The organism is Enterobacter sp. MGH120 (assembly GCF_001037725.1).
GTDB classification, from domain to species: Bacteria; Pseudomonadota; Gammaproteobacteria; order Enterobacterales; family Enterobacteriaceae; genus Enterobacter; species Enterobacter hormaechei_C.
Map to the genome: position 1 here is coordinate 2,449,805 of NZ_KQ089940.1, position 15,890 is coordinate 2,465,694.

Here is a 15,890-nt window from a genome sequence, read left to right on the forward strand (position 1 = left end):
GTCACCGAAACTCAGTCTGCGCCAGAATGGCCTGCTGTAGGGGGGAGGTGTTCATCCCGCGTGCTACAAAACCATGCAGCCAAACCGGCGCTTGCTCAAGCACCTGACGGGCGGCGGTTTCGGTGTCAAATTCAGCAAAGACACAGGCCCCTGTACCGGTCAGGCGCGACGGCGCGTATTCTAACAGCCAGGAAAGCACCGCATCAACCTCGCGAAAACGTTTTCTTGCGATATCCTCGCAATCGTTGCTGAATTCACAATTTAATAACGTTTTTATTGACCGTGCCGGGGTATTTCTTTTCAGGTCAGGATCTTTAAAGATGACCGGGGTAGGAATGCTCACGCCGGGGTGAACGATCAGATACCATTTTTCCGGCGGATCGACCGGCGTGAGGATTTCACCGACACCTTCAGCGAACGCCGCGTGGCCGCGCACAAACACCGGTACATCGGCGCCCAGCGTCAACCCTAACGCTGCCAGTTCGTCCGTCGTCAGACCGCTGCCCCAGAGGTGGTTAAGCGCCACCAGTACAGTCGCGGCGTTTGATGAGCCGCCGCCAAGACCGCCGCCCATCGGCAGGCGTTTGTCGATACGGATATCCGCACCGCTTCCCGCCGGCAGACGACCCGACGTCGACGCCGTTTTCATTAGCAGGCGGGCAGCGCGCACGATCAGGTTATCGTCATGCGCCACGCCGTCGACCGGCGTCAGCAGGCAAATCTGCCCGTCCTGACGTGGTTCGATGGAGATGGTGTCGCCGTAATCGACAAACTGAAACAGCGTTTGCAGGGTGTGATAGCCGTCAGCGCGCTGCCCGGTAATGTAGAGAAACAGGTTCAGTTTTGCGGGAGAGGGCCAGTGGGTCATCATTTAACGATCCAGTTGTCCATTTTCAGCTTGATACGCTGGCTACCCTGCGTCAGCTCCATATTGGACGGCAGCGACGGTTGCGTCTTGCTGTCATACGCGCTGTACACCACTTTCCAGGTTTTACCGCCCTGGGTGTAGTTCACCTGGCTCAGACGGTATTGATCGTCGAGCGTATAGTCGGTTGCGTCACCCGGCAGGCCGAGGATCCACTGGCGCAGACTATTGAGCGGAATCGGCATTCCGGTCAGCTTGCCAATCATCTCTTCGGCGTCGGTTGCCGTGTAGTGCTGGCCTTTGTTATCGGTGATCTGCGCTTCGCCAGGCTTCGCGTTAAGCTCCAGCTCGGTGCTGCCCAGCGGGTTCAGCAGCAGCAGGCGATAGTTGTCCTGACCCGTTTGCTGCCAGAAGAAGCGAGCGTAAACTTTTTGTTCGTCAGAGAGATAAGCAAATGCACCGCGGGTCTGGTACTGGCTTAATTTCAGCACGTCCTGCTGGTGCTGACGCCACTGCGGTGAGTCAGGGCTTTTGCCCGGGCCTTTCGGCTGATGAACGGAACAGGCGGTCAGAACCAGGGCCGCCAGAGGCAGCAGGCGAATCATTCGGGTCATAATGATGACAAATCCTTGAGATACGTTGCAGTTATAACTGTTAATGCTAGCGTTGAAGGGTGCCACCGTCTACGTTCAAATTATCTCAAAGCGTGGCGTAAGCTATTACTCCGAAAGGGGGCAGTCTCTTTTATTGATCTCGCGCATCCTGTATGATGCGTCCTGCTAACCTTATTAACGCTGGTACTACTCCCGCTCAACATGACCCTATTAGCACTCGGTATTAACCACAAAACGGCCCCGGTTTCACTGCGAGAACGCGTTACGTTTTCGCCGGATACGCTCGACCTGGCGCTGGACAGCCTGCTTGCACAGCCGATGGTGCAGGGTGGCGTGGTGCTGTCGACGTGCAACCGTACCGAGCTGTATTTGAGCGTAGAAGAGCAGGACAACCTGCACGAGGCGCTGATCCGCTGGCTGTGTGACTACCACAACCTCAACGAAGAAGAGCTGCGCAACAGCCTGTACTGGCATCAGGATAACGATGCGGTCAGCCATCTGATGCGCGTGGCCAGCGGTCTGGATTCGCTGGTGCTGGGCGAGCCGCAGATTCTTGGGCAGGTGAAAAAAGCCTTCGCGGATTCCCAGAAAGGGCATCTGAAAGCCAGCGAACTGGAACGAATGTTCCAGAAGTCATTCTCCGTGGCGAAGCGTGTGCGAACCGAAACCGACATTGGCGCCAGTGCGGTTTCGGTTGCTTTCGCGGCCTGTACCCTTGCCCGTCAAATTTTTGAATCCCTGTCGACCGTCACCGTAATGCTGGTGGGAGCGGGCGAAACCATCGAGCTGGTGGCGCGCCATCTTCGCGAACACAAGGTGAAGAAGATGATCATCGCCAACCGCACCCGCGAACGTGCGCAGGTGCTGGCAGATGAAGTGGGCGCTGAGGTGATTGCGCTGAGCGACATCGATGAACGTCTGAAAGAGGCGGACATTATTATCAGTTCTACCGCCAGCCCGCTGCCGATTATCGGGAAAGGGATGGTCGAGCGTGCGCTGAAATCCCGCCGCAATCAGCCGATGCTGCTGGTGGATATCGCCGTTCCGCGTGATGTCGAACCGGAAGTGGGCAAACTGGCGAACGCCTACCTGTACAGCGTGGATGACCTGCAAAGCATCATTTCGCACAACCTTGCCCAGCGTAAGGCGGCGGCTGTGCAGGCGGAAACCATCGTTGAACAGGAAACCAGCGAATTTATGGCCTGGCTGCGCGCACAAAGCGTCAGCGAGACCATCCGCGAATACCGCGGTCAGGCGGAGCAGGTGCGTGATGACCTGACGGCCAAAGCGTTAGCGGCCCTTGAACAGGGCGGCGACGCGCAGGCGATTATGCAGGATCTGGCCTGGAAACTGACCAACCGCCTGATCCATGCCCCAACCAAATCTCTTCAGCAGGCTGCCCGTGACGGGGACGATGAACGCCTGACTATTCTGCGCAACAGCCTCGGGCTGGAATAGCGCCCTATACCCATTTTCTAAGACAAGGTGCATTTACGCCTATGAAGCCTTCTATCGTCGCTAAACTGGAAGCTCTGCACGAGCGCCATGAAGAAGTCCAGGCGCTGCTCGGTGATGCCGGGACCATTGCCGACCAGGAACGTTTTCGCGCGCTGTCGCGTGAATACGCGCAGTTAAGTGATGTTTCAAAATGCTTTACCGACTGGCGACAGGTCCAGGAAGATATCGAAACCGCGCAGATGATGCTCGACGATCCTGAGATGCGCGAGATGGCGCAGGAAGAGTTACAGGATGCGAAAGCGCGTTCAGAAGAGATGGAGCAGCAGCTTCAGGTGCTTCTGCTGCCGAAAGATCCGGATGATGAGCGTAACGCCTTTGTGGAAGTCCGCGCCGGTACCGGTGGCGACGAAGCGGCGCTGTTCGCCGGGGATCTGTTCCGTATGTACAGCCGGTATGCCGAATCCCGTCGCTGGCGCGTGGAGATCATGAGCGCCAACGAAGGCGAGCATGGCGGCTACAAAGAGGTTATCGCCAAGATCAGCGGCGACGGCGTGTACGGTCGTCTCAAGTTTGAATCCGGCGGTCACCGCGTGCAGCGCGTGCCTGCGACAGAATCTCAGGGACGCATTCATACGTCAGCCTGTACGGTGGCGGTGATGCCGGAGCTGCCGGAAGCGGAACTGCCGGATATCAACCCGGCAGATCTGCGCATCGACACCTTCCGCTCATCAGGGGCAGGTGGTCAGCACGTTAACACCACCGACTCCGCTATCCGTATTACTCACCTGCCCACCGGGATTGTGGTTGAGTGTCAGGATGAACGTTCCCAGCACAAGAACAAAGCTAAAGCGTTATCCGTGCTGGGCGCCCGTATCCACGCGGCGGAAATGGCGAAACGCCAGCAGGCGGAAGCCTCTACCCGCCGTAACCTGCTGGGCAGCGGCGATCGTAGCGACCGTAACCGTACCTATAACTTCCCGCAGGGTCGCGTAACCGACCATCGCATCAACCTGACGCTCTACCGTCTGGATGAGGCGATGGAAGGCAAGCTCGATATGCTGATTGAGCCTATCGTGCAGGAATACCAGGCCGACCAGCTGGCGGCACTGTCCGAGCAGGATTAATGGATTTTCAGCGCTGGTTACGCCATGCCGCCAGTGAGCTTTCTGCAAGTGAAAGCCCGAAGCGCGACGCCGAAATTCTGCTTGAGCATGTGACGGGTAAAGCCCGCACATATCTCCTGGCTTTCGGCGAAACCGCGCTGACCGCTGAACAGCAATCGCAGCTGGAGGCACTGCTTGCCCGCCGTAAAACCGGCGAGCCGGTGGCGCATCTGGTTGGCGAGCGCGAGTTCTGGTCACTTCCGCTGTACGTTTCAGCGGCCACGCTGATCCCGCGCCCGGACACCGAGTGTCTGGTGGAGCAGGCGCTGGCGCGGTTACCGGCGCAGCCGTGTCAGATCCTCGATCTCGGTACTGGCACCGGCGCGATTGCGCTGGCGCTTGCCAGCGAGCGACCGGACTGCACCGTGACGGCGGTAGACGTGATGCCTGATGCGGTCGCCCTCGCGCGGCGCAACGTTGAACGGCTGGGGCTGAACAATGTTTCCGTTCTGCAAAGCAGCTGGTTTGCCGCGCTTGAAAGCCGTGTGTTCGAAATGATTGTCAGCAATCCGCCCTACATCGACGAAGACGATCCGCATCTCGCGCAGGGCGACGTGCGTTTTGAACCGTTGACCGCGCTGGTCGCTGCGAATCAGGGACTTGCGGATCTCGATCACATTGTGACAACGTCACGACAACATTTGCTTCCCGGTGGCTGGCTGCTGGTGGAACATGGCTGGACGCAGGGAGAGGCGGTGCGAGCGCTGTTTACGCGTGCCGGATACGCTGCCGTGGAAACCTGCCGGGATTACGGCGGCAATGAACGTCTGACGCTGGGGCAGTGGTCATGAGCCTGTTTACGCTGCTGATCTCCGTTCATCTGATTTCCGTTGCCCTGACCATTGGCTTTTTCATTGCCCGCTACTGGTGGCGCTACAGCAACAATCCGCTGATTAACGCCCGCTGGGTACGCATCGCCCCGCACTGTATCGACACGGTGCTGTTCCTTTCCGGAGCCGGGTTAATGTGGAAAACCGGCTATCTGCCATTTACTGATAAAGGCGCATGGCTGACTGAAAAGCTGTTTGGCGTTATCATCTACATCGTTTTGGGTTTTATCGCGCTTGGGCGTCATCGTCCGCGCAGCCAGCAGACAGGGTTTATCGCCTTTTTGCTGGGTCTGGTGGTGCTGTACATCATCATTAAACTCGCCACCACAAGAATACCGTTACTGGGGTAAGTCATGAGGTCCTTAGCCGATTTCGAATTTAACAAAGTGCCGCTCTGCGATGGTATGATCCTGATTTCAGAGATGATCCGCGACGATTTTACGTCACAGTACGTTTACGCTGAACTGGAGAATCTGGTCAGCCTGGCGCGCGAAGAGATCAATCAGGCACGTCCGCAGGACTGGCAATTAGAGAAGCTGATTGAGCTTTTCTACGGCGAATGGGGTTTCTGCGACACGCGAGGCGTGTACCGCCTGTCTGACGCACTGTGGCTGGACCAGGTGTTGAAAAATCGTCAGGGCAGTGCCGTCGCGTTGGGCGCCATTTTACTGTGGGTTGCGCACGAGCTGGATATTCCACTGGTGCCGGTCATTTTCCCGACGCAGATGATTTTGCGGGCGGAGTGGCTGGACGGTGAGATGTGGTTAATCAATCCGTTTAACGGCGACACGCTGGATGAGCATACGCTGGACGTCTGGCTGAAAGGCAACATCAGCCCGATAGCTGAGCTGTTCAATGAAGATCTCGATGAAGCCGATAACGCCGAAGTGATCCGCAAGCTCCTGGATACGCTGAAGTCTGCGCTGATGGAAGAGCGTCAGATGGAGCTGGCTCTGCGCGCAAGCGAAGTGCTGTTGCAGTTCAATCCGGAAGATCCGTACGAAATCCGCGACCGCGGCCTGATTTATGCGCAGCTCGACTGCGAGCACGTGGCGCTGAATGATTTGAATTATTTCGTCGAGCAATGTCCGGAAGACCCGATCAGCGAGATGATCCGCGCGCAGATTAACGCGATCGCGCATAAACACATTACACTGCATTAATCTTAATTCCGATTCACACCTGAATAAGGCGATCCTATGAAACAAAAAGTGGTTAGCATTGGTGATATCAACGTGGCAAACGATCTGCCGTTCGTGCTGTTTGGCGGTATGAACGTTCTGGAATCCCGCGATCTCGCTATGCGCATCTGCGAACACTACGTGACCGTGACCCAAAAGCTGGGCATCCCGTACGTGTTTAAAGCCTCTTTTGACAAAGCCAACCGCTCCTCCATTCACTCCTACCGTGGCCCGGGCCTGGAAGAGGGGATGAAGATTTTCCAGGAGCTGAAACAGACGTTTGGCGTGAAAGTGATCACCGACGTGCACGAAGCGTCTCAGGCACAGCCCGTGGCTGATGTGGTAGACGTGATTCAGCTTCCGGCGTTCCTTGCTCGCCAGACTGACCTGGTAGAAGCGATGGCGAAAACCGGTGCCGTGATTAACGTGAAAAAACCGCAGTTCGTGAGCCCTGGCCAGATGGGTAACATCGTCGACAAGTTTATCGAAGGCGGTAACGACCAGGTGATCCTCTGCGACCGTGGTTCAAACTTCGGTTATGACAACCTGGTTGTGGATATGCTGGGCTTCAGCGTGATGAAGAACGTCTCTAACCAGTCCCCGGTGATTTTCGACGTGACCCACTCCCTGCAATGCCGCGACCCGTTTGGCGCCGCGTCTGGCGGGCGTCGTGCGCAGGTGACCGAACTGGCGCGCGCCGGTATGGCAACCGGCCTGGCGGGTCTGTTCATTGAAGCGCACCCGGATCCGGCTAACGCGAAATGCGACGGTCCATCCGCGCTGCCGCTGGATAAGCTGGAGCCGTTCCTGAAACAGATCAAAGCGATTGACGATCTGGTGAAGAGCTTCGACGAGCTGGATACCAGCAACTAATAAAAAAAACCGCTTCGGCGGGTTTTTTTATGGGGCATATTGCCGGGTGGCGCTGCGCTTACCCGGCCTACAAAACCCGTAGGCCCTGCAAGCGAAGCGCCGCTGGGCAAAAAGGCTACGCAAATATCGTCATCAGATACGCAATAAACAGCGCCATATGCGCCGCGCCGTTCAGCACATTGGTGCGGCCGGTGGAGAAGGAAATCTGGCACAGCAGCAAGGATGCCACCATCACAATCATCTCCGGCGCACCCAGCGCAAACTGCAATTCATTCCCCGTCATAAAGGCAATCAGCGTCACCACCGGAACGGTAAGAGAGATGGTCGCCAGAACGGAGCCGAAGAACAGATTCATCGCCCGCTGCACCTGATTATTGAGCACCGCTTTCAGCGCTCCCAGACCTTCTGGCGACAGGATCAACAGGGCCACCAGGAAACCGGTAAAGGCGACCGGCGCGTTCAGTTCAGTTAACAGCGCCTCCAGCGGGTTCGCATTCATCTTGGTGACCGCAATAACGGCAATCAGATGCACGATCAGCCAAACCGTATGCCACGCGCTGCTGTGGGCCGACGGCTTACCGTGATGCGGGTCATCGTCGTCGCCGTCGTCTTCATGCTCGTAAACAAACAGGCTCTGGTGCGTTTTGGTCTGGATCAGCAGGAACACGCCGTACATCGCCGCGGAAATCAGCGCCACCAGCAGCGCCTGGCCGGTGGTGAAATTTGCACCCGGCAGCGCCATCGGAAATACCAGCACAATAATCGCCAGCGGGAACAGGGCGATCAGGTACTGTTTAATGCCAAAGAGGTTCATGTACTGGGTGGCAAATTTGCGACCACCTAATAAAAGTGAAAAACCGACCAGGCCGCCGGTAACAATCATAATGATGGAGTAGAGCGTATCGCGCATTAGCGTTGGCGCGGCGTCGCCGGTGGCCATTAATGCGGAAATTAAACTGACTTCAAGAATCACAACCGAAAGGCTTAAAATTAATGACCCATACGGCTCTCCAAGACGGTGGGCTAACACATCCGCATGGCGTACCACGCTAAATGCACTGGTTAAAATACCCACCAGAGCCAGAATATTGATCCCCACAACCACTGGCAATGACTGACTGCTTCCCCAGAAGAGCAGCACAGCCAGTGCCAGAACCGGGAAAATGAGAGAGGTCTCCTTGTGGCGGGTTTTTACCGCCTCGTGTGTTGCTGTCATGTGTTTCTCCAACAATGCAGGTGCTTGTAATTATAGATAGATTTTAAAGGTATTAAATTAACAGAAATCTGTTAAATACCCTGTATTTTTTACTTAATTTTACCCTTTATTATAATTTTTATGTCTGAGGCTTATAATGCCTTATCTCTGTTAAATATTAGTTTAATAACAATGAATTACATTTTTATATTGTTCATTTCTTTCTGTCGAGTGGCACCCTCGCGTATCGTCGTCCACACTTATCTTTTAGCCAAAAGAGAGGTTAACGATGCCATACAAATCGAAAAGCGAATTACCGGATAACGTGCAAAACGTATTGCCTGCCCACGCCCAGGATATCTACAAAGAAGCCTTTAACAGCGCCTGGGATCAGTACAAAGATAAAGAAGATCGCCGGGACGATGCCAGCCGTGAAGAGACGGCGCATAAGGTGGCCTGGGCCGCCGTGAAAAATGACTATGAGAAAGGGGACGATGATAAATGGCACAAAAAGAAATAGCCGCCAAATAACACGCTGCCTCCATTTTGACATTTCAGGCGGTTGACCTGCCGCTGTATTGCATCTGGCCCGCGAATTGCTTATCGTTGCTCAACTGCTGTTAAAATGAACAGCACAGAATGCCGGGAAGGCGAATTACAGATGTCGCAAGGAAGCATGCAGTGGCGGAGGTGGAATGTGTTAACGCGTGATTTCTTGATGAAGGCAGATTGTAAGACGGCATTTGGTGCTATTGAGGAATCGCTTCTGTGGTCGGCTGAACAACGTGCGGCGTCGCTTGCGGCAACGCTGGCCTGCCGCCCGGATGATGGCCCGGTCTGGATCTTTGGTTACGGCTCGCTGATGTGGAACCCGGCGCTCGAATTTGTTGAATCAGCAACCGGAACGCTGCCAGGGTGGCACCGCGCCTTTTGTTTGCGCCTGACCGCCGGACGTGGCAGCGCCTGTCAGCCTGGCCGCATGCTTGCACTAAAAGAGGGCGGGCGCACCACGGGCGTGGCATACCGGCTGCCGGATACCACGCTGGAAGATGAGCTGACGCTGCTGTGGAAGCGCGAGATGATCACGGGCTGCTATATGCCCAGCTGGTGCAAGCTGGAACTGGATGACGGGCGCACCGTCAACGCGCTGGTGTTCATTATGGATCCGCGCCACCCGCTGTATGAAGCCGATACCCGAACCCAGGTGATTGCCCCGCTGATTGCCGCCGCCAGCGGACCGCTGGGCACTAACGCCCAGTACCTTTTCTCGCTCGATCAGGAGCTGACGCGTCTCGGTATGCAGGACGACTGTCTGAGTGAGCTGGTGGTGAAGGTGAAAGCGCTGCTGGAAGGGAACCCGCTCAGCAATACGCTGCGGCCGGGTTTTGCCTGATAATACGCCCGGCTGACCGGGCGTTTACGGTTATGCCGCCACGTAACTTACGGAATGTTCGAGCGACTGGCTGTGGCTGTCGATCAGCACATCCCAGGTGCCGGTGTAAGGCACCGTCAGCCAGGCCTTATCGTCCTGGACGGTAAGGATATCTGCCTGCGATTGCTTCTGTCCTTTTGTACTCATCAGATGGATGCGGCAACGCTCTGAGCAACGCACCACTACCGTATCCCCGCCAAACAGTTTCAGACTCGTTTTAACTCGTGCCATTTTATACCCCGTCGTTTTTGCCCATCCCGAGCGTGATGTTGTTCACAATTTACTCATTGCATAACACCAAAGGGGCAGGGGTGGGATGCTGATTTCGATCAAAAAATGGCGCAACGATTAAACAAAAATGACAAAATCCCTGAAACCTTTCAGCGGACGCGCGTTTACCCTGCTTAACGCGCGCCCGGGAAAAATTATATGCGGAAATGGCCAGCGGTCTCAGCAAGGTCGCCTGCCTGGCTTTGCAGCGCGCTGGCCGCCGCAGCAGACTGTACAACAAGTTCGGCGTTCTGCTGCACCATGCGATCCAGGTGAGTCACCGCGTGGTTAATCTCATGGATCCCTTTCATCTGCTCGCGGGTGGCAATGGATATTTCACGCATAATGCCTGACACGCTCCCGACGCTGGCGCGGATCTCATCCATGCTGTCGCCCGCAAGGTGCACAAACCGGGAGCCGGTTGCAACGCTTTCGGTGGTGGAATCAATAAGGGATTTGATCTCCTTCGCCGCCTGAGCACTGCGGCTGGCCAGGTTACGTACTTCCCCCGCAACGACCGCGAACCCACGGCCTTGCTCCCCGGCACGCGCCGCTTCCACCGAGGCGTTAAGCGCCAGAATATTGGTCTGGAAGGCGATGCCGTCAATGACGCTGGTGATATCGCCGATTTTCGCGGAAGCCAGTTCGATGGACTGCATGGTGCTGATGGCCTGAGCGACGACGTCGCCGCCGCGGGATGCGGCGGCAGAGGCCTTGCTCGCCTGTTCGTTCGCTTCTGCTGCCGACTCGTTTGACTGCGTAACGGAGGCCGTGATCTCTTCCACGGCGCTGGCGGTTTCGCGAAGGCTTGATGCCGCCTGCTCGGTACGCCCGGAAAGATCCTGATTACCTGCCGCAATCTCATGCGCGGCGTTTTTCACTGAGGCGCTGGCATCACGCAGCTGGACCATCACCACAGAAAGCTTATCGCTGAAGGCGTTAAACGCCTGCGCAATTTGCGCCACTTCATCGCCCCCCTTATCCGGCAGACGCTGCGACAGATCGTTAGTACCGTTGGCAATGCTGTTCATCGCGTCACGGATACCGGACAGCCGCTTAAGCAGGCGGGCAATCAGGAGGTGCATGAGGGCTCCGCTCAGCAGGGCAAGGATCGCCAGAGATAGTGCAGATGCTTTCAGCAATGACCGCATCCCGGCGGTGGCATCGCTGTTATCGAGCGCCACAACCAGCAGCCAGTGCGTCCCCGGTACGGCGGTGGCCAGGAACGTTTTTTCGCGTCCGTTAAACGTTCCGTCAATCAGGTTGCCGCTTTTCAGGGCGGCAAAATCGGTCCCTTTGATCGTCTCCGTAAAAGGCTTAAGCGTCAGCGCAGGATCGCTGCCGGCAATAACGGTGCCGTTGCTGTCCAGAAGCAGTCCGCTGCTGGCCGGGGTCGGGTGAATACCGCGCACGTTAGCTACCACGCTGTCCATTGCCACATCGCCCGCCACCACCGCTTTCAGGGCACCTTGCTCTTTAACCGGTACCGCGAACGTCACCACCAGTTTCCCGGTGCCCGCGTCCACATAGGGTGCAGTCACTACCGGGCCATCAGCGCTGACGGCCTGCTGATACCACGGGCGAAGGGTGGGATCGTAATCAGCGGGTACCCCGGTTGGGTCAGAAAATTTAGCCGTTTTGCTGGCATAACCCACGTAGACGTTGGTGAATCCACCCGCCAGCGCAAGCTGTTTAAACACCGGAACCGGATCGTCGCTGAGCGCGACTGGCTGCGCCGAGGTGATGACGGTCATTTTGTTGTTCACCCAGTCGGCAATCGCCATGTTGTGGCTGGCGCTGGTGCTGGTCAGAATATCGCGCTGCGACTGCTGATTATCCTGGCGCGTGACCTGAAAGTTAATAATGGTATTAAGAAGAAGGGCGACGACCAGACAGCCTGTCGTCGCGGCAATGATGCGGGCGCGAATGGATCTGAACATAAGTGTAATACCTGCTGTGTTGTTTCCATGCCTATCGGCAACGGTGCAGGTAAACTTGATGCTGAAACCGCGTACATAAGAAAATAATATTTTTAGCGGGTTATTATTAAAAAGTTAATACTTTATCGGCGGAAAGCGTCCATTCAGCCAGCTCCACCAGCGTACCAATTTCCACGCCATCAATCAGCGGCAGCCCGGTAATGCCGCGCCCGTCGGTACAGGTTTTGCACAGTTTGACCGGAACGTTTTGCGCGGTCAGGATCTCCAGCATTTGTTGAATGTTGTAGCCCTCTGCGGGTTTTTGCCCCTTCAGCCCGGCCGTGACGGCGTCGGACATCAAAAAGAGGCGCAGCTCCAGCTCACTCTCCTTATCGCGCAGCGCGATTGCCAGGCGCAGGCTGTTAAAAAGGGATTCACTGCCGTAGGCCGCACCGTTGGCGACGATCACAATCTTCTGCATGTTGACTCCTGTTCTTTGAAAAGGCACGAATATTGCTTCTCGTACCGAAGAATACGTATCGGGGAGAGAAACGATGACGATAGTGGCTGGCAGTTCCCCTGGCGCAACCGAATGGTTCCAGCGTGCGAGAATGTTGCGCGAGGAACAGCTCGGCAGACTGGCGCAGCTGGGCGCACTGGTGAACGGCATCAGTCGACTGGTGCATATGCTACAGTGCGAGCGCGGTGCGTCAAATGTCTGGCTCTGCTCGCAGGGCAAATTGTACGCGCCTGAATGCAAGGCCAGCAGGGCCCTGGTGGATGAAAACCTCGCCGCATTGCACCTTCAGTTTAACGAACCGCTGCCGGGCAGCGCCCTGTGCGAACGTATTGCCAGCGCACTGCACGGCCTTGAGACGCTAACGGCGCTGCGTGATGGCGTTAAAGGTCAATGCGTCACCGCGCCGCAGGCGATGGAACATTACAGCCGCATACTGCGTCATTTGCTCAGTATCGTACCCCAACTCAGCGACAGCATTGACGATCCGCACATCGCGGGCCGATTTGTGGCCCTTTACAGCCTGATGCAGGGCAAAGAACTTGTGGGACAAGAGCGGGCGCTGGGGGCTATTGGTTTTACCCAGGGATTCTTTGACGATGAAACCCGCCAGCGGCTGGTGGATCGCATTGATGGCCAGCAGGCCTGCTTTGAGGTTTTTATCTCCCATTGCACTCCAGACGTGCAGGAGACGTTTATCCTCAACTGCCAGCCGGGTCTGGAGACTGAAAAACTCAGGCGTGAAGCGTGCACCCGCCAGCCTCCGGCAGATAACGGCGATACCGCCCTCAAATGGTTTGCCCTGCAAACCGCGCGCCTTGAGCACCTGCGCACGCTGGAGGAGGTGGCAATTGCCGATCTAATGACGGCAGTTGAGGAACGCCGCTATAGCGAAAACCTGCACGCAGACGATGAACACGACGATATCCTGGCGCGATTTCCGGATAAACCGCTGCTGCCGCTGGTGCGCCAGCAGGCGCGTGAAATTGAGCAACTCTCCCGTCAGCTTGCTTCCCTGCGCGACACGCTGGAGGAGCGTAAGACCATCGACAAAGCCAAAAGCGTGCTGATGACGCACCAGAACATGAGCGAGGAGCAGGCGTGGACCGCCCTGCGCAAAATGGCGATGGATAAAAACCAACGCATGGTAGATATCGCCCGTGCGCTGCTTACGGTGAAAAATCTGTGGAAGATACCCCCTGGGGAGTAGTTGCACAGTCAGTGGGCAATTTATGCCTGATTGAGGTGCGTAATACAGCGCTCTTCTTGCAGAAACCCCGTAACGCCAGGGATGAAAAGCTGGCATTACCTTTGCATTAACAGATTAACCATTTTCGACGATGCGCCAACGGCGGTGCATGCGTCTTCGGGATAAAGGCGTCCAGCGGTGCTTCAGCACCGTCGGGCGCTTTTTTTTGCCTTTTTTCAGGAGCAATTATGGCGGATTTGTCGAGACGGCGGTTATTGCAGGCCAGCATGCTGGCGAGTGGTGCGATGCTGTTGCCGGGTGTCATGCAGGCCGCATGGGCGGCGGGGTCAGATAAGCCGGAGCAGGATACCGTGCGTATCGGGTTTATCCCCCTGACCGACTGCGCGCCCGTGGTTATCGCGGCCCTGAAAGGGTTCGATAAAAAACACGGCATTACCATTGTACCTACCAAAGAGGCGAGCTGGGCGGCGGTGCGCGACAAGCTGGTGGCGGGCGAGCTGGACGCTGCGCATATTCTTTACGGCCTGCTGTACGGTCTGGAGCTGGGTATCGCGGGCAAGCCGCAGCAGATGGCGAACCTGATGACCCTCAACCAGAACGGTCAGGCCATTACGCTCTCCAGCGATCTGGCGGAGAAGGGCGTTCGTGACCTCGACGGGCTGAAAAAGCTGATTGCGCAGCAGGCGCCGGGAACCTACACCTTCGCGCATACCTTCCCGACGGGAACGCACGCCATGTGGCTCTACTACTGGCTGGCCAGCGCGGGGATTAACCCGTTTGACGACGTGCGCACCGTGGTGGTGCCGCCGCCGCAGATGGTGATGAACATGCGCATTGGCAACATGGTCGGGTTTTGCGTTGGCGAGCCGTGGAACGCGCGGGCGATTAACGACCGCATCGGGTTTACCGCCGCCACGTCGCAGTCCATCTGGGCCGATCACCCGGAAAAGATCCTCGGCACCCGACGCGACTGGGTGGCGAAAAATCCGCACACCGCACGGGCGCTGGTGAGCGCCGTGATGGAAGCCACGCGCTGGATCGAGGCGTCAGCGGAAAACAAACGCGAAACCGCGCAGATCCTCTCGCGCCGCGCCTGGCTCAACTGCAAGGAACAGTATCTCACCGGACGTATGCTTGGCGAGTACGACAACGGGGTCGGTCAGCGCTGGCAGGATGCGCACCCGATCCGTTTCTTCAACGAGGGTGCCGTGAGCTACCCGTATCTCTCAGACGGGATGTGGTTCTTAACCCAGTTCCGCCGCTGGGGCTTGCTCAACGCCGCGCCGGATTACGCGGGCATTGCACAGCGCATTAACCAGACCGCGGTCTGGCAGGATGCCGCGACTGCCGTGGGCGGCATGTCCACACCGTCATCACCGTATCGCAGCAGCACCCTGATGGACGGCACCGTCTGGAACGGCACCGATCCGGAAGGGTACGCCAACCGCTTCGCCATTCACCGTAAAGGGGCCTGAGTATGCAGCATCTGCAAAATACAAAACCACAAGAGACGTCAGAGAGCGGGGAAGTGATTGTCCTGCCTCCGCTACAGGTTCGCCGTCGTACGCCAGTGTTTACGCGTCGGATGAATGATTTTTTACAGCGCGTCATCCCGGCGCTGCTCGGTCTCGGCCTGCTGGTGGTGCTCTGGCAGCTGGCGGCGATAAACAGTAAAGGCTTTCCGACGCCGCTCAGCACGCTCGATTCGGCCATGACCCTGTTTGCCGATCCGTTTTATCGCGACGGGCCAAACGATATGGGCATTGGCTGGAACGTGCTGGCGTCGTTGCAGCGCGTCGCCATCGGCTTCGGTCTGGCAGCGATGGCGGGCATTCCGCTGGGCTTTTTGATTGGCCGCTTCACCTTTTTCTCGCGCATGTTCAACCCGCTGATCGCGCTCCTGCGTCCGGTCAGCCCGCTGGCCTGGCTGCCTATCGGCCTGCTGCTGTTCCAGAAAGCGGAGCCTGCATCGAGCTGGACCATTTTTATCTGCTCCATCTGGCCGATGGTGATCAACACCGCTGAAGGGGTACGCCGTATTCCGCAGGACTACCTCAACGTGGCCCGGGTGTTGCAACTCTCAGAGTGGACCATCATGCGTCGCATTCTTTTTCCCGCCGTACTGCCTGCGGTGCTGACCGGGGTACGCCTCTCCATTGGCATTGCCTGGCTGGTGATTGTCGCCGCCGAGATGCTCACCGGAGGTATAGGCATTGGCTTCTGGATCTGGAATGAGTGGAACAACCTCAACGTCGAAAACATTCTCATCGCCATCGTCATCATTGGCGTGGTCGGGTTGCTGCTGGAGCAGGGGCTGATGCTGATCGCCCGTCGCTTTAGCTGGCAGGAAAAATAAGGAGTGA

At 56.9% G+C, this 15,890-nt stretch carries 17 protein-coding genes; 11 read left to right on the forward strand and 6 right to left on the reverse strand.

Features of this window, described 5'->3' with window-relative positions; translation table 11 throughout:
• Position 1 precedes the first annotated feature (1 nt).
• The gene (ispE, locus tag SK54_RS11515; RefSeq protein WP_045911246.1) at positions 2 to 871 is read right to left on the reverse strand and encodes a 4-(cytidine 5'-diphospho)-2-C-methyl-D-erythritol kinase; all 870 of its coding nucleotides are present in this window, start codon (positions 869 to 871) and stop codon (positions 2 to 4) included.
• Positions 868 to 1,479 (reverse strand): lipoprotein insertase outer membrane protein LolB, encoded by a 612-nt coding sequence (lolB, locus tag SK54_RS11520; protein ID WP_003856665.1) that lies wholly within the window; start codon positions 1,477 to 1,479, stop codon positions 868 to 870. Before lolB ends, ispE begins: the two co-directional genes overlap by 4 nt.
• 201 nt (positions 1,480 to 1,680) lie before the next feature.
• On the opposite strand from lolB, the gene hemA reads away from it, so the two are divergent.
• From hemA to kdsA, 6 genes are read left to right on the forward strand one after another with little or no spacing between them, the layout of a single operon-like run.
• Positions 1,681 to 2,937 (forward strand): glutamyl-tRNA reductase, encoded by a 1,257-nt coding sequence (gene hemA / locus SK54_RS11525; protein WP_023296765.1) that lies wholly within the window; start codon positions 1,681 to 1,683, stop codon positions 2,935 to 2,937.
• Between the two features lie 41 nt (positions 2,938 to 2,978).
• Positions 2,979 to 4,061, forward strand: coding sequence for a peptide chain release factor 1 (gene prfA, locus SK54_RS11530; RefSeq protein ID WP_003856667.1), 1,083 nt, complete (start codon positions 2,979 to 2,981; stop codon positions 4,059 to 4,061).
• Complete coding sequence (gene prmC, locus SK54_RS11535; protein WP_045329996.1) at positions 4,061 to 4,891, forward strand: peptide chain release factor N(5)-glutamine methyltransferase; 831 nt, start codon at positions 4,061 to 4,063, stop codon at positions 4,889 to 4,891. The genes prfA and prmC overlap by 1 nt, the downstream gene beginning before the upstream one ends.
• The gene (gene sirB2, locus SK54_RS11540) at positions 4,888 to 5,280 is read left to right on the forward strand and encodes an invasion regulator SirB2 (protein WP_023296762.1); all 393 of its coding nucleotides are present in this window, start codon (positions 4,888 to 4,890) and stop codon (positions 5,278 to 5,280) included. The genes prmC and sirB2 overlap by 4 nt, the downstream gene beginning before the upstream one ends.
• Before the next feature lie 3 nt (positions 5,281 to 5,283).
• On the forward strand, positions 5,284 to 6,093 hold the full coding sequence (sirB1, locus tag SK54_RS11545) for an invasion regulator SirB1 (RefSeq protein WP_006810913.1): 810 nt from the start codon (positions 5,284 to 5,286) through the stop codon (positions 6,091 to 6,093).
• Between the two features lie 36 nt (positions 6,094 to 6,129).
• On the forward strand, positions 6,130 to 6,984 hold the full coding sequence (kdsA, locus tag SK54_RS11550) for a 3-deoxy-8-phosphooctulonate synthase (RefSeq protein ID WP_003856671.1): 855 nt from the start codon (positions 6,130 to 6,132) through the stop codon (positions 6,982 to 6,984).
• Between the two features lie 115 nt (positions 6,985 to 7,099).
• Here the strand turns inward: kdsA and chaA are convergent, their stop codons facing one another.
• A complete protein-coding gene (gene chaA, locus SK54_RS11555; RefSeq protein ID WP_003856672.1) occupies positions 7,100 to 8,200 on the reverse strand; it encodes a sodium-potassium/proton antiporter ChaA in 1,101 nt (366 codons plus the stop codon).
• Between the two features lie 268 nt (positions 8,201 to 8,468).
• Here chaA and chaB point away from each other — a divergent pair, with 268 nt between their 5' ends.
• A complete protein-coding gene (gene chaB, locus SK54_RS11560) occupies positions 8,469 to 8,699 on the forward strand; it encodes a putative cation transport regulator ChaB (RefSeq protein ID WP_003856674.1) in 231 nt (76 codons plus the stop codon).
• Between the two features lie 177 nt (positions 8,700 to 8,876).
• Positions 8,877 to 9,572, forward strand: coding sequence for a gamma-glutamylcyclotransferase (locus tag SK54_RS11565; protein ID WP_017384255.1), 696 nt, complete (start codon positions 8,877 to 8,879; stop codon positions 9,570 to 9,572).
• A gap of 30 nt (positions 9,573 to 9,602) precedes the next feature.
• Here the strand turns inward: SK54_RS11565 and SK54_RS11570 are convergent, their stop codons facing one another.
• The 3 genes from SK54_RS11570 to SK54_RS11580 form a co-directional block, all read right to left on the reverse strand.
• Positions 9,603 to 9,842, reverse strand: a complete 240-nt coding sequence (locus SK54_RS11570) for a hypothetical protein (protein WP_015570352.1) — start codon at positions 9,840 to 9,842, stop codon at positions 9,603 to 9,605.
• A gap of 194 nt (positions 9,843 to 10,036) precedes the next feature.
• A complete protein-coding gene (locus tag SK54_RS11575) occupies positions 10,037 to 11,821 on the reverse strand; it encodes a methyl-accepting chemotaxis protein (RefSeq protein WP_048247218.1) in 1,785 nt (594 codons plus the stop codon).
• Between the two features lie 106 nt (positions 11,822 to 11,927).
• A complete protein-coding gene (locus SK54_RS11580) occupies positions 11,928 to 12,281 on the reverse strand; it encodes a DsrE/DsrF/TusD sulfur relay family protein (RefSeq protein WP_015570354.1) in 354 nt (117 codons plus the stop codon).
• Between the two features lie 73 nt (positions 12,282 to 12,354).
• Here SK54_RS11580 and nasR point away from each other — a divergent pair, with 73 nt between their 5' ends.
• From nasR to ntrB, 3 genes are all read left to right on the forward strand, one after another.
• Entirely contained in the window at positions 12,355 to 13,527 is a 1,173-nt protein-coding gene (gene nasR, locus SK54_RS11585; RefSeq protein WP_045348620.1) for a nitrate regulatory protein NasR, read from the forward strand.
• Between the two features lie 227 nt (positions 13,528 to 13,754).
• The gene (locus SK54_RS11590; RefSeq protein WP_032648522.1) at positions 13,755 to 15,002 is read left to right on the forward strand and encodes a CmpA/NrtA family ABC transporter substrate-binding protein; all 1,248 of its coding nucleotides are present in this window, start codon (positions 13,755 to 13,757) and stop codon (positions 15,000 to 15,002) included.
• Between the two features lie 2 nt (positions 15,003 to 15,004).
• On the forward strand, positions 15,005 to 15,883 hold the full coding sequence (ntrB, locus tag SK54_RS11595; protein ID WP_048247220.1) for a nitrate ABC transporter permease: 879 nt from the start codon (positions 15,005 to 15,007) through the stop codon (positions 15,881 to 15,883).
• Positions 15,884 to 15,890: the final 7 nt, after the last annotated feature.

Bases quoted from the DNA above. Each gene is read 5' to 3' on its own strand.
- kdsA (WP_003856671.1), top strand. From the start codon at position 6,130: ATGAAACAAAAAGTGGTTAGCATTGGTGATATCAACGTGGCAAACGAT.
- hemA (WP_023296765.1), top strand. From the start codon at position 1,681: ATGACCCTATTAGCACTCGGTATTAACCACAAAACGGCCCCGGTTTCA.
- SK54_RS11580 (WP_015570354.1), bottom strand. From the start codon at position 12,281: ATGCAGAAGATTGTGATCGTCGCCAACGGTGCGGCCTACGGCAGTGAA.
- ntrB (WP_048247220.1), top strand. From the start codon at position 15,005: ATGCAGCATCTGCAAAATACAAAACCACAAGAGACGTCAGAGAGCGGG.
- ispE (WP_045911246.1), bottom strand. From the start codon at position 871: ATGATGACCCACTGGCCCTCTCCCGCAAAACTGAACCTGTTTCTCTAC.
- sirB1 (WP_006810913.1), top strand. From the start codon at position 5,284: ATGAGGTCCTTAGCCGATTTCGAATTTAACAAAGTGCCGCTCTGCGAT.
- SK54_RS11590 (WP_032648522.1), top strand. From the start codon at position 13,755: ATGGCGGATTTGTCGAGACGGCGGTTATTGCAGGCCAGCATGCTGGCG.
- prfA (WP_003856667.1), top strand. From the start codon at position 2,979: ATGAAGCCTTCTATCGTCGCTAAACTGGAAGCTCTGCACGAGCGCCAT.
- SK54_RS11575 (WP_048247218.1), bottom strand. From the start codon at position 11,821: ATGTTCAGATCCATTCGCGCCCGCATCATTGCCGCGACGACAGGCTGT.
- prmC (WP_045329996.1), top strand. From the start codon at position 4,061: ATGGATTTTCAGCGCTGGTTACGCCATGCCGCCAGTGAGCTTTCTGCA.
- chaA (WP_003856672.1), bottom strand. From the start codon at position 8,200: ATGACAGCAACACACGAGGCGGTAAAAACCCGCCACAAGGAGACCTCT.
- nasR (WP_045348620.1), top strand. From the start codon at position 12,355: ATGACGATAGTGGCTGGCAGTTCCCCTGGCGCAACCGAATGGTTCCAG.
- SK54_RS11570 (WP_015570352.1), bottom strand. From the start codon at position 9,842: ATGGCACGAGTTAAAACGAGTCTGAAACTGTTTGGCGGGGATACGGTA.
- lolB (WP_003856665.1), bottom strand. From the start codon at position 1,479: ATGACCCGAATGATTCGCCTGCTGCCTCTGGCGGCCCTGGTTCTGACC.
- sirB2 (WP_023296762.1), top strand. From the start codon at position 4,888: ATGAGCCTGTTTACGCTGCTGATCTCCGTTCATCTGATTTCCGTTGCC.
- chaB (WP_003856674.1), top strand. From the start codon at position 8,469: ATGCCATACAAATCGAAAAGCGAATTACCGGATAACGTGCAAAACGTA.